This is a genomic window from Tahibacter aquaticus, from assembly GCF_004363655.1.
GTDB classification, from domain to species: domain Bacteria; phylum Pseudomonadota; class Gammaproteobacteria; order Xanthomonadales; family Rhodanobacteraceae; genus Tahibacter; species Tahibacter aquaticus.
In genome coordinates this window covers 46,219-60,193 of the sequence record NZ_SNZH01000024.1, presented here as the reverse complement: position 1 = coordinate 60,193, position 13,975 = coordinate 46,219, and the positions used below count along the sequence as shown (strand labels likewise).

The following is a 13,975-nucleotide window of genomic DNA, read 5'->3' as shown; positions in this document are numbered from 1 at the left end:
CTGTTGGCTTTCGCCACGATCGCGCTGGCCGCGGTCGGTGGCCTGGCGCAGGCGGCGTTCGACCCGAATGCGAACTGGGGCATTGAAAGCGTCGCCGTGCAGCCGGATGGCCGCGTTCTGGTGGGTGGTCCGTTCTGGGGCGTCGGCGGTGTAGCGCGCGCCGGCTTCGCGCGGCTGGCGGCCGACGGCACGGTCGAGGCGGACTATCCGAATGTGACTGGCGGGCCGACGTATGCGGTGGCCGTGCAGGCCGACGGCAAGGCGCTGATCGGCGGCAAGGGCTTGAGCGGATCGGGCGGCCTGCTGCGCATCAACGTCGACGGCAGCATCGATCCGACGTTTACCGACGCGATGACCGGCAGCGAGACGGCGATCCGCGTGATCGTGCCGCAGGCCGACGGCTCGATTCTGATCGGTGGCAGCTTCTGGTCGGCCGGCGGGGAGACGCGCAACAACATCGCGCGGCTCAATGCCGACGGCACCCTGGATGCAAGTTTCGATGCGGGAACGGTGGTCAACCGCACGGTGCAGGACATCCAGGTACAGCCGGACGGCCGCATCGTGGTCGCGGGCGACTACATGCAACTGGTGCGCCTGCTCGGCAACGGCCAGCGCGACACCGCACAGCCACTCGCCGCGATCACCAGCAGCGAGACGTACTTTTCGCTCTTCAGAGTGCATGTGCAGGTCGACGGCAAGATCCTGGTCGGCGGCTACGGCCCGCTGAAATTCAGCGACGGCATCGCGCGCGGGCAACTGGTGCGGCTCAACGCCGATGGCAGTCCCGATACGGGCTACGCATCGCAGGTGACGGGTCCCGGCGGTGGCGTCAGGGCGCCTATCGTGCGGCAGCCCGACGGCAAGATCCTGATCGGCGGCGGCTTCACGTCGGTCGGCGGACAGCCGCGCAACTACATCGCGCGGCTCAACGCGGACGGTAGTGTCGACAGCAGCCTGATCGACCCCGAGATCAACCAGCCCATCGCGGCGCTCGCGCTGCAGACCGGTGGCAAGATCCTGATCGCCGGCGACAACGCCTTCACGATGGTCAGCGGCCTTACGCGCAATCGCATCGCGCGGCTGCATCCGGACGGCCGCCTGGACAACGGCGCCACCGCGCCGCTGGTCGTGACGCCGTATGCGAGCGCGCACGGCGCGATCACGCCCGCATCGCCGCAATCCGTGGCCGAGGGCAGCAAGGTCAGCTTCGGCATCACGCCCGAATCTGGCTACGCGGTTGCCGCCGTCACCGGCTGCGGTGGTATGCGCCTGGGCAACACCTATGTCACCGGCTGGATCTGGAACGACTGCACCGTCGTCGCGAGCTTCGTCGCCGCAGGAGACGTTTCGTTCGACCCCGACGCGAACGGCTACGTCGAGCGAATCGCGACGCAGCCGGACGGCAAGATCGTGGTCGCCGGCTGGTACACGCGCATCGGCAACCAGCCGAAGATCAAGATCGCGCGACTCGATCCCGCCGACGGCAGTGCCGATCCGGCGTTCATGGACGGCAGCGGCATCTACCAGGCCAACACCGGCGGCGATGTCGGCTACACCACGGTCGTACAGCCCGACGGCAAGGTGCTGTTCGGCGGCGATCGCGGCCTGCTGCGGATCAATGCCGACGGCACGCGCGACATCGCGTTCGTGGCGGGTCTGGGCAGCGGTGCCACCGTCAAGACAATCGTGCTGCAGCCGGACGCGAAGATCCTGGTCGCCGGCTATGGCTTCTCCACTGCGCGCAGCGGCATCGCTCGCCTGAACGCGGACGGTTCGGTCGATACGAGCTTCAATCCGGAGTTCGACCGCGTCAGCGGGATCGCGCTAGAGCCGAACGGCAAGATCTTGCTCAGCGGCGTGTTCGAAGGCGTCGAACAGCTCGCCAGAGTCAACGCGAACGGCTCGCCGGACACGAGTTTCCCCACCATCCCGAACGGCACCGTCGATGTGATGGTTCGGCTGGCCAACGGCAGTTACCTGCTCGGCGGATCGACGTTCATCAATCTCAATGACGGCGTGCAGCCCACGTCGCATCTCGTGCGCATCTTCGCCAACGGCGCGCGCGACCTGTCGTTCGATACGGTCGTCGCGGGCGGCTATGGCGGTGTCGAGACGATTGCGCTGCAGCCCGACGGCGGCATCGTCATTGGCGGTGGCTTCGGTACGGTCAACGGCACGACGCGCAACAATGTCGCGCGGCTCGATGCGAACGGCGGGCTGGATACCGCGTTCAACGTACCGGTCAACGGCCGCGTCACGACCATCGCGTTCCAGGCCGACGGCAAGATCCTGATCGGCGGCAAATTCACGCGCGTCGAAGGCTACGTGCGCAACAACATCGCGCGGCTGAAGGCCACGGGCCGCATCGACGTCAATGCGTTCACCGTGACGCCGCTCGCCGGCGCCAACGGCACCATCACGCCGAACGGCACGCAAACGGTCGATCCCGGCCAGACCGTGCAGCTCACGATCGTCCCCGATGCGGGCTACGTGATCGGCCATGTCGCCGGTTGCGGCGGAACGCTGAGCGGCCTGGTCTACACCACCGCGCCCGTCGTCGGGCATTGCAACGTGACGGCCGACTTCGTGTTCGAAACGGTGACCTATCACGTGACCCCGGCTGCCGGCGCGAACGGCAAGCTGCTGCCGGACACCCGTCAGGCCGTGCTGTTTGCGCAGACCACGCCGTTCACGGTGGTGCCGGACGCGGGCTACTACCTCGCCGCGATCGAAGGTTGCGGCGGTAGCCTGGCAGGCACGGTCTACACCACCGGTCACGTCGTCGCCGACTGCAACGTCATCGCGCGGTTCCACCGGCCGGCGGCGCTGGCCGCCATGCGCGGCACGCCGCAGGCCAGCGCGGTGAACACCGCGTTCGCCGTGCCGTTGACCGTGCGCGTGACCGATGCGTCTGGCGCACCGGTCGCCGGCGTCGCCGTCGATTTCGCCGCGCCGGCCTCGGGCGCGAGCGCGACGCTCTCGGCCGCGTCGGCCACCACGGATGCCAACGGCGAGGCCCGCGTCACCGCGCGCGCCAATGCCAGTGGCGGCAACTATGTCGTCACCGCCGCGGCGCAGGGACTGCAGGCGGCGTTCGCGCTGCGCAACGAAGTGGTCGAGCATGGCGGGCTGGAACTCAAAGTCACCGTCAGCACCGAACCGCCGCCGGCGTGTGGCACCGCGTCGGAGATCGACGCCGTGCCCGGCGAGCAGATCAACTACTGCTTCACCGTGACCAACCACAGCGACATCACGCTGAACTACCACACGCTGACGATGGTGACGTTCGGCTTCCCGTCGCAGTACCAGTACCAGTACTGGGGCCAGGATCGCTTCTTCAGCCAGCGCGAGCAGGCACTGCCGCCCGGCGGCAGCTACCGCTACAACCGTCTGATCACCGCCGGTACGCAGGATCAGGCGCCGCTGTTTACCTGGAGCGCGACGGCGAGCCTGCCGGACTACGAGAAAGACGCCGGCGCCGCGGTGCCGTTCACCGATATCAGCGGTACCGGCACCGCGGTGCCTGCACTGGAGGTGTATGGCCGCTATCCGCTGCGATCGCTGCCTTTTCCGATCACGTTCTACGGGCAGGTTTTCCGCGAAGGTGCGCTCGGCATGCTGTGCATCAACAACAGCGGCTCGGTGTATCTGCGCCGCGGTGGTGGCGACGAAGAATGCCCGACCGCCGACGTCAGCATTCCACCGCTGCTGAGCGACAACAGCACGATGCCTGCGGTCTCGTACCCGGGTCCGTATCCGAACGGCCTGGCCGTGTACTGGGACCTGCTCGGCACGCGCGGCAAGATCTACTACGCGACGCTCGGCACCGCGCCGAACCGCCGTCTGATCGTGCAGTGGAACGGCAAGGACCACGCGCTGTATCCGAACCCGGCCCGCGGCATCACGTTCCAGGTCGTGTTCGAGGAAGGCACCGGCAAGATTCACTACGTCTACGATCATCTGACGTTTGACGTGCTGGCCGAACCGAATCCGGACATGGGCGGCTCGGCGACCGTGGGCTTGTTCGGCTACACCATCGGCGTCGACTTATCGTCTCCCGGTGCGCCGCAGCCGTTCCGGCAGCACTCGTACAGCAGCCCCGTGCTGACCGACGGGCAGGCCATCACGTGGACGCCGACCGACGTGCCGCGCTACGCGTCGTCCGAGGTGCTCGTCTCGGTCGGCATGCCGCGACTGGCGGTGCTACCCGGTGCCATTGAAACGAGCGCCGCTGCCGCTGCGCAGGTGCACCAGGCGCTGACGATCGGCAACGACGGCGATATGGATCTGGCGTGGTCGCTGGCCGAGGCGGCGGCGCAGGCGCATTTTCCGCCGGCCGCGCGACGCTACGTGCCGCCTGCCGGTTCGCGCGACGCGAATGGCGCCGGATTCGACGATGCGCCGGGGCTTGCCGGCGGCAATCCGCAGAACGACCCTGCGCCGCGTTCGGTGTTCGCCGTGCCGGCGTACGCCTGGGGCGGATGGCTGAGCTTCGATGCAGCCAACCCGACGCAGCTCGTGCACGGCGCCGGCATTGCGCGGCTGCCGGACGGCATGGCCGCAATCGATTTCGCCGGCAACGATTTCAGCCGGCAGTACGCGCTCGGCAATGATGGATCGTTCGCGCAGATCGAAGCGGCGAGCGGTGCCACCTCGGTCATCGGCATGGCGAATCCCGTGGGTTTGACGCAGGTCTGGAGCGGCTTGGCCTGGGACGCCAGCACCGACACGATGTTTGCCGCGACGACGAACGGGCAGGGCTGCGCGGTCGCCAACGCGTCCGAGCTGTACACGATCAACCTCGCCACGGCAGCCGCGACCCGGATCGGTGCGATCAATACCGGCGCTGCCGCGTGCATCACCAGCATCGCGGTGTCGCCCGAGGGGGCGCTGTACGGTATCGACAACTTCAACAACACGCTGGTCGCGATCGACAAGACCAGCGGCCAGGCGGCGACCATCGGCTGGCTCGGCTTCAACCTGGCCGACGGCGCCAACCCGAACAGCGCCGATTTCGACGCTGCCAGCGGCACGCTGTATCTGCTCTCGAACAACGGCGCCGTCTACACGGTCGACCTCGTCACTGGCCTCGCCTCGCGTGTCGGCGTGCTGCCGGCGATCGAGCCGGAGGGCACGCCGGTCAGAGGCGGCATCGATGGCCTGAGCATCGCCGTCGCCGGCGGTCGCTGCGCGCATCCCGCGCAGTTGCCGTGGCTGACGGTGAACCAGACCGCCGGCGTGACACCGCCCGGTGCGCGCGCCGCGATCGACGTGACGCTCAATGCCGCCGGTCTCGCGCCTGGCCGTTACGAGGCCAACCTGTGCGTGTTCAGCAACGACCGCAGCCGTTCGCTGGTACGCGTGCCGGTCGGCTTCACCGTCACCGTCACCGGCGACCGGGTTTTCGCCAACGGCTTCGACGCCGCCACACCGTAGGTCGGAACCGGACGCCGCCTCGCGCGACGTCCGGTTTCCGGATTGGGCCGAATCTTTCGAGACAGATACTCATGAAACCGTCACTCATGAAACCGTTCCCGCGCACTATCCTGGCTGCCGTCATCGGCGTCGTTCTGAGTTCCGCCGCCGTCATGCCGGCAACCGCCGCGCCGCCGCGCGTGAACGCCGTCAATGACAAGGCCGAGGCCGAATCGCCGACCGGCCGCTACATTCTCACGTTCGACGAACCCGGCCTCGTCCAGTACCGCGGCGATAGGCCCGGGCTCGCCCGCACGGCGCCGGGTGGAGCGACGACCACTGCGCGCAAGTTCAATCGCGCATCGACCGCCGCGCACGACTACGCGGCGTATCTGTCGCAGCAGCGCGAAAGCCACCTCAGCGCGATCGAGCAGGTGCTGGGCAGGCCGCTGGTGATCAGCCAGCGGTACGAGGTCGCCAAGCACGGCGTGTCCGTCGCCTTGTCGCCGGCGGAAGCCGCGATCGTCGCCGGCGTGGACGGCGTGCGCGCCGTGACGCCGGTGCGCGTGCAGCCGCTGTCGACGTTCGGCAGCCCGGGCTTCATCGGTGCCGGCACGCTGTGGGACGGCAGCCAGGTGCCCGCGGGCATGGCGCCGTCGCGCGGCGAAGGGATACGCATCGGCGTGATCGACAGCGGTGCCAACAGTCCGCATCCGTCATTCGCCAACGACGCGTCGTGCGGTCTCAGCGCCACGAATCCCAAGCTGATCGCCAAGGACTGCACGGCGAACAGCAGCACCGGCGGCTGCATCGGCACGAACCCCGAAGCCGATGCCGGAATCGGGCACGGCGTACACACCGCATCGACCGCTGCCGGCAACGTCATCGATCTGAATGCGTCACCGCCACCGGATCTGCTGCCGGGTCAATCGATGTCGGGCGTTGCGCCGTGTGCCACGGTTGTCAGCTACAAGGCCTGCGTCGCCGCCGGCTGCTATGACGACATGCTGCACGCGGCGATCGAGACCGCGATCGTCGACCAGGTCGACGTGATCAACTATTCGCTGGGCCAGCGCTGCGGCTACGGCAGCCCATGGGAAGACGGCCTCGATCTGCTGGCGGCGTTCAGCGCCGATGTGTTCGTCGCCGCCTCGGCCGGCAATACCGCCGCGGCATGCACCGACCCGACCGGCCGCGTCGCCAACATCTCGCCGTGGGTCACAACGGTCGCCGCGTCGAGCAGCCGGCAGATCATTGCGCCGGCACTGACGGTAGCGGGGCCGGGCACTGTGCCCCCCAGCTTTCACGGTATCGCGCTGGCCGGGGGCACCACCACGCTGCCCGCCGCGCTGACCAGCAACCTGGCTGGCATCCCGCTGCGCGCGAGCGCCGGCAATCCGATCGGCTGCACCGCCGACGGCGGCTTCGCGCCCGGATATTTCAACGGGGCCATCGCCGTCGTCGCGCGCGGCATCTGCAGCTTCACCGAGAAAATCACCAACGCCGCCGCAGCCGGTGCGCGCATGGTCGTGATCACCAACAATGTCGGCGCCACGCTCGGCATGGATACGACCGGCGCACCTGCCAACATCGCCGCCTTCAGCATCGCCGACTCGGCGGTCGGCAACGAACTGATCGCTTTCGTCACGGCGCATCAGGGGCCTGCATTGGCCGCCGATACGATCTTCGGTGCGGGTTTCGAGGCGATCACCTGGGCCACAGGCAACTATCTCAAGCGCAGTTTTCCACAAGTGCAGAGCGATATTCTGGGAGACTTCAGCCTGCGCGGGCCGGTTCCGCCGCCGCTGTCGAACCTCGCCAAGCCGGACATCAGCGCACCGGGCATCGTGACCTATGCGGCGCTCGACCCAGCGTCCGGCAACTACGGCGTGTTGAGCGGCACCTCGATGGCGTCGCCGCATATCGCCGGAAGCGCGGCGTTGCTGCGCAAGCTGCATCCGGGCTGGGCCGTCGACGAGATCAAATCGGCGCTGATGACGACGGCGTCGACCGTGGGCTTCAAGCAGGACGGCGTGACAGCGTGGGATGCGGACGATGTTGGCAGCGGCCGCGTCGACCTGACCAAGGCCGCACGGGCCGGCCTGACGCTGGCCGACAGCGTGGAAAACTACAGTGCCGCCAACCCCAACGGCGGCAGCCTCGACCTGACCGCACTGAACCTGCCGTCGCTGCGCAACATCCGCTGCGGCGACCAGTGCAGCTGGACGCGCAAGGTTCGCAATCGCCTGACCCAGACCGGCACCTGGACCGCTTCGTTCGTGCAGCCGTCGGGCTATACGCTGACGGCGCAGCCGGCCACGTTCACGCTGGCCCCGGGCGCGGTGCAGGAGATGACCTTCAGTGCCGCGATCAACGACATCACCTTGCCCGGTGCGTATTCGTTCGGGCGCGTCGTGCTGCAGGAAACCGGCGGCCGCTCGCCGGACCAGCATCTGCCGGTAGTCGTGCAGGGCAGCGAGATCAGCGTCGAATGCAATGCCGGCAACTGCACGTTCGACGTCGATAATTTCTTCAGCGGCTACAGCGCGATCGGCTGCGACACAGCGTGTGCGTTCCTGTGGCTCAACCGCTATTCGCCGCCCGTTTCGGCGTTTCCGATCACGCTGACATCGATCACGTTCCTGACCGGATCGGCCAGCTACGTCCACGCCGGCGACCGTTACGATTTCTACGTCTATCAGGACAACGATCGCGACCCGACCAACGGCGCCGTTCTGGTCGGCGCACAGAAGGGCTACACGATCACCACGGCGGGCGCGCGCCTGCGCGTGGTGAACCTCGCGACGCCGATCGTGCTCAAGGGGCCGGGCGATGTCGTCATCGCACTGAGCCGTCCGACCGGCACCGGTCCACGCCCGGCGACGGCGGAAGTTTCGGAGTTCCGCGGACGTTCGTACACCGGCAACTATGTCGGAGAAGACCCGGATCTGGGCAGCGCTGCAGTGGACCTGAAACTCAACCCGGAAGCGATCGGCTCGAACGGCAACTACGTGATCCGTGCGACGGGCACCAATGGCTCGGGCGACGCGATTCAACTCGGTGGCGCGCCAGGCGAATAGCCGCACCGCCGCCGCACGCTGCGACGGAAACCCTTCTCCCTGTTGGGGGAAGGGCGCATCTCGAAAGAATTGTGGCGTTGGACGGGTTTCGCGACGGCGCAGGGGATCGCGATCCAGGTCGGCTCGAACGCCGGGAGCATGCAGAACTGGGCCAGGCAGCATTCATTGTCTGCGGCCCAACAACCACGATCCGAACCTTCGCGGGCTTACGTCTGCGTCACAGGGGCGGTCGCAGCAAGCTGCTTTGGTTCGACTCGAAATCGTCGCGGAATAGACCGTCACCGACGATGGAATCGGTGTCGGTGGCGTTGTTGTTCGCCGCATCGACTTCGGGCACCGCGGGATCGTTGCTGGTCACGGTGGCGATGTTGGTCACGAATCCGCTCGCTCCACCCGCCACTCGGGCGAAGTACGCGTACTGCAGCAAGGCGCCACTAGGCAGCGGCTGCGCGACGAGTTCTTCCAGATTGCCGCTGCCACTGGCGTTCGGACACAGCGAGCCGGGCGTCGAGGTGCAGGTCCAATGCGCATTGATCAGCGCGGCAGGCGGGGTATCGGCTACGCGCACGTTCGACACACGGTCCGGGCCTGCGTTCAAGACCTGAATCGTGTAGGCCGTGTCTTCGCCGGGATACAGGTTTGAGCCGAAATTCGTCTTGCTGACTTGCAAGTCAGCACCCTGGCCGCTGCCGCTGCCGGTCAGCGTGATATCGAACGGATTTTCGTCGGCGTCGTTGTTCGGGATCGAAAGCGTTGCCGTGCGAATGCCGCTGCCGCGCGGCAGGAAGCGGACCTTCGTGATCGCGGTGCTTTCGATGCGCACATCATCGATGGCGGTGGCACGATCGCCATCGATCAGGTTGCCGCGGAGTAGAAGGGTGCGGGTCGCGCCCGGCGATGGGTTCGTATACGGCACGACGAACGTACGCCAGGTATCGTCGTTCTGCAGGTTCAACGGCAGCGTGTCGATCACGGTGTTGTCGATGCTGACTTCGATGCTGGTGCCGCCATAACCTGACCCGCGACGGACGTAGGAAAAGCGAATGAGGTAGAGGCCGGCGTTCGCGAAGGTGACCGGCTGCTCCAGATAGGACTCCATGTCGTTGGATTGCACCTGGATATAGGCGGCCTGCGCGCCGCTGGGCGGCGCGTTCACGAACCACGGCGATCCGCTGCGCGCCACACCCGCGCGCGCGCCGAAATTCCACGCCGCACCCGCCGGGGAAGCGACGAAGGCACCGGCGCCCAGCAGCGGCGTTTCGAAGCTGCCGTTGCTCGACTGCATCGGTGCGCCGACGATGCTCTCGGGTTGCCGCACGATGGCGAAGTCCGCAGCATTCGTGCCACTGATCGAAGCGGAGCCCAGCGCGAGTTCACTGTCGCCACGGTTGCGGATCGTGAAATCCAGCGACGCCGTCGCGCCGAGGTTCACGCTGCCGACGTTGCGGCTGCCGCCGTCGGGGACATCGACGGCCAACGGCTGTTCCACAACGATCTCCGGACTGATGCCGTCGGCGGAAAGCGCGATGTCGTAGGGGTTCTCGTCCGGATCGTTGCTCGCGATGTGCAGGCTCGCGGTCTTTGCCCCACGGGTGATCGGGGCAAAGCGCAACGTGAAGGTGGTGCTGCCACCCAGCGGGATTGGCGCTACCGGATTGGCCACGATGGAAAACGAAGCCGCATCGGCGCCGTCGATCGTGATGCCCAGCCCGGACAGGGCAGGGCCACTGCTGCCGGCGTTGCGGATGGTGAACACCGAATCGATGCTGCCGCCGGGACTGGCGCTGCCCAGGTAACGCGAACCGCCGTCTGGCACGACGTTGCCGGCGGGCTGCTCGACCACGATATCGGTATCGTCGGCAGTGCCGGAAAGGCTGACGAGGTAGGGGTTCTCGTCGGCATCGTTGCTGACGATGGTGAGGGTTGCGGTTTTTACGCCGGCTGCCGTGGGCACGAAGGCCATCGTGAATACCGTAGCGTTGCCTGGCGCCACTGTCGCGCTGGGGTTCGAGACGATCTGGAACGCTGTGGCGTCGGGGCCGCCCAGGCTGGCGCTTACACCGTGGAGCGAGGCGGCGCCGGAGTTCTTGATAAAGAACTGTTTCGTCGCAAAACCGCCGGCCACCACGGTGCCGAAGTTGCGCGAACCGCCGTTCAGCAACGCTGTGCCGCTGGGTTGCTCGACATCGATTTCGGGAGCACCGCCGGTGCCTGACAGCACAATATCGAAGGGATTTTCGTTCGGGTCGTTGTTGGCTATGCGCAGCGCGGCCGTGCGCGTACCGACCGCTGTGGGCGTGAACGCCACATCGAACGTAGTGCTGCCCGCCGCCGCCGTGACTGGCGAGGACGGCTGCCGGGTGACGACAAACTCCGCCGCGTTGTCACCGCTGACGGCGACCAGCGGGTTACCGCTCAGCAGCAGGTCTGGGCCGCCACCGCGGTTGAAGAGGGTGAAGGTGAAGGTTCCGCTGGTGCCCAGATTGACCAGGCCAAAGTCACGCGAACCGCCGTCGGCCACATCCGTTCCGACGGGTTGCTCGATCGCGATTTCCTGCGCGGGCAGGTATTTCAACACCAGATCGTTGCCCACCACGGCCACCGAGAACTGGCCTGCGTAGGGATTGGCGAAGCCGCTGGTGCCGTTCTCAGCGCCGGTGACGATGGCAAAGCTTGCGGCGCTGAATCCGCTGATGCCGCCGGTGGTGTGGATCAGCGTCCACGACGCGGCAACCTCGGCATCGAAGTTCGACGCAAGTCCGCTGACATCGGGTGCCATCGACGACAGCGTCCACAAATTGATTTTGGAGCCGCTTGCGCCGGAAAGATCGAGCGCGCCATTGATCGTAAGCGTGTCGTAGCCGATGCCCGCGGCAGCGCTGGCGTCGAGCAGCTGCCAGTTGTAGTGGATGGCGCCCGCCAGCGACAGGCCACCGGTGGTCAGATTGCCCACGCCGGCACCGGGCGCGAGCGTTGCTGCGGCGTGAACCTGCAACGCCACGACCGTGCCGCTGCCGCCGATTGCCGCGCCGCTGGCCACACTCACCTGCGGCGAACCGAGCGTGCCATTCACTTGCAGCGTGCCCGCGGCAACGTCGACGTTGCCCAGTTCGATGCTGTTGGCTGAGAGCGCAAGCGTGCCGGCGCCCGTCTTGACCAGGGCGGCGGGAGCCGCGGCGCTGCTGCCGATCGTGCCTGGAATTGTGCGCGTGCCGGAGCTCACATCCAGCGTCGTCGCGCCGCCCAGCAGGAACATCGTCTCTCCGCGCGCCGTGCCGCCGAGCGCACAGAAGCTGAGGCAATTGCCAAGGATCTCGCCGCCGGCCGCGCCCGCCATCACGGTGCCAACATCGAATTGCGGCTCCCGTACGGTCAGTGTCGCGCCGTTGTCGGCGCGCACGAATACCGCAGCCCCGAGTGCGCCACCGCCACCGCCCGCACCGCCCAGGGAGTACCCGACACTGCCGCGCCCCCCGAAGGCGCCGCCGGGGGCCTGTGCGGTGACGTTGGAGGCAGACCCACCACCGCCGCCGAATCCACTCGTACCGGGTTTGCCGTATCGCGAGCCGCCGCCACCGCCACCCCAACCACCATCGCCCGCATTTTGGCCAGCGTAGCCAAGGGTGCCACCACCGCCGCCAAATTCACCGCCCGCGCCGGCTGCATGTCCGTAGGTGGAAAAATCGTATGCACCGCCACCGCCACCGCCAAAGCGGCCGCCTGCGCCGCCCTTGCCGTCGATCGAGTTGCCGCTGGCACCGCCACCGCCACCGCCGCCGCCATAGTCCAGGCCCGCGCCGCCGTTTTGTCCATTAAAAGTGCGGGTGCCACCGTTACCGCCCAGGCCATCAGCGCCCGTTCCGCCCGTAGACGCCTGGCCGTCCTGTCCCGCCGTCCACGCACCACCCCCGCCACCGCCGCCGTTGCCGGAATTGCCGCCGTTGCCAACTACGCCACCGCCGCCGCCAGAGCCGGAAAAATTGACGGGGGAATCTCCGCCGCGGCCGAGAAAGCCGCCGCCGCCGCTGCCGTCGGTGAATCCGGCCGAACCACCATCGCCGCCCAATCCGCCGCCCCCGGAACCGGAAGGGCCTTGACGGCTGTCGCCTCCGTTGCCACCGACGGCCTGGTTGCCGGCAAACGCCACGTCCGACAGCGTAAGGTTGCCCCGGTTGACGAACATGGCACCGCCTGCGCCCAGGCCACCGCCACCGGTGAACATACCGCCACCGCCGTTGCCGCCTTTGGCGCGGCCGTGCGCGATCGTCACTCCGCTGAGGCTGACCGCCGAGGTAGGCGCATCGATGAAGAACGGGCGATGCAGGTTCGCCCCGTCGATAGTGAAGCTGGCGGAGCCGGGGCCGCTGATCCGGAGCGCGCCCGTCACGAACGGCAGCGGGCTTTGCAGGGTGAGCGTGCCCGGAATGAGGATGTCGATGATGGTGCCTGCCGGTGCCGCCGTCATCGCCTTGCGCAGCGAGCCGTCGCCGGAGTCGTTGGTGGTGGAGACCGTGCGGCGTGCGATCAGCAGGTCAGCCGGTACGAACGCGCCGGGCGCGAACGTGAAGGCGCGAACTTCGTCGACATGGCCGAAAAAGAGATCGTTGCTGAAAGCGGGCGGCGACGCGGCAACGCCGAACTGACCTGTTGGCGTGACCATGGCCACCAGCGACGTCGCGTTCGCCACGCCATTGACGTAGAACGTGGCAACGCCACCGCTGCGCACGACGGCGAGGTGCACCCAATCCGTTGTCGTAGCCGGCGCGGCGCCAAAACTGGTGCTGCCGATACGCGCTTCGTAGGAAGCGCCGTTCATGAAAAGGCCGAAGCCGTTCGCACCGCTGCTGCCGTTGTACACGAGGCAATGGCTGCCGGCTGGCATCGAACTCGGTTTGACCCATGCCTCAAGCCCGACATTGTCCGTCGCTGTGGTGAGCAGCGAGGCGCTACCCGAGGTACCGGCGAAGAACCACAGCGACCTCGTGCTGCCGGTTGCGCTGATCGCCGTGCTGGCCGTATCTGCGGTGTACAACGGAGAACCGACCAGCGTCATGGTTTTTCCGCCGACGCTGTCGGGCGTCGCGCTGGCGGTGCCCGGCGCAGCGTTTTCCGTCTCGCCCATGCGGTAGTAGTCGATCGGCGTGACGGCCGCGACGGCCGGCTGCGCCGTGGTCGCCAGCAATACTGCAGCAGTGGCTGCCGAAAATGCGCAAGCAGCGCACAACGATCCAACACGCGACGCACGATGCGTACCGCCCATGTATTTCCCCCTGTGTACTGCCGGCGACCGCATCCTGCGATCCCCCAGTTCCGCAAGTATAGGCATCGCGTCTCACCTGCGCCGCGCAAGCGGGCGACGCGCATCAAAAATTGCGCGTACCCGCATTTCGCCGAGTGCAATTGATAGGCGCGAACGTAAAACCACGCTTGTCTATCTTTTTGGCGATAACCGGGAAACCGCATGCCGCCGGAACGATCGT

3 protein-coding genes are annotated in these 13,975 nt (G+C 67.2%); 2 read left to right on the top strand and 1 reads right to left on the bottom strand.

Annotated elements, in window-relative coordinates:
• Positions 1–3: 3 nt before the first annotated feature.
• Entirely contained in the window at positions 4–5,436 is a 5,433-nt protein-coding gene (locus tag DFR29_RS26755; protein WP_166654370.1) for an Ig-like domain-containing protein, read from the top strand.
• A 71-nt stretch (positions 5,437–5,507) separates the two neighbouring features.
• Positions 5,508–8,495 carry a S8 family serine peptidase gene (locus DFR29_RS26750; protein ID WP_133821703.1) on the top strand — a complete coding sequence of 996 codons (2,988 nt, stop codon included), beginning with the start codon at positions 5,508–5,510 and terminating at the stop codon, positions 8,493–8,495.
• Between the two features lie 217 nt (positions 8,496–8,712).
• On the opposite strand, the gene DFR29_RS30375 is transcribed toward DFR29_RS26750, so the two are convergent.
• Positions 8,713–13,677, bottom strand: coding sequence for a choice-of-anchor D domain-containing protein (locus tag DFR29_RS30375; protein WP_166654369.1), 4,965 nt, complete (start codon positions 13,675–13,677; stop codon positions 8,713–8,715).
• Between the last annotated feature and the right edge of the window lie 298 nt (positions 13,678–13,975).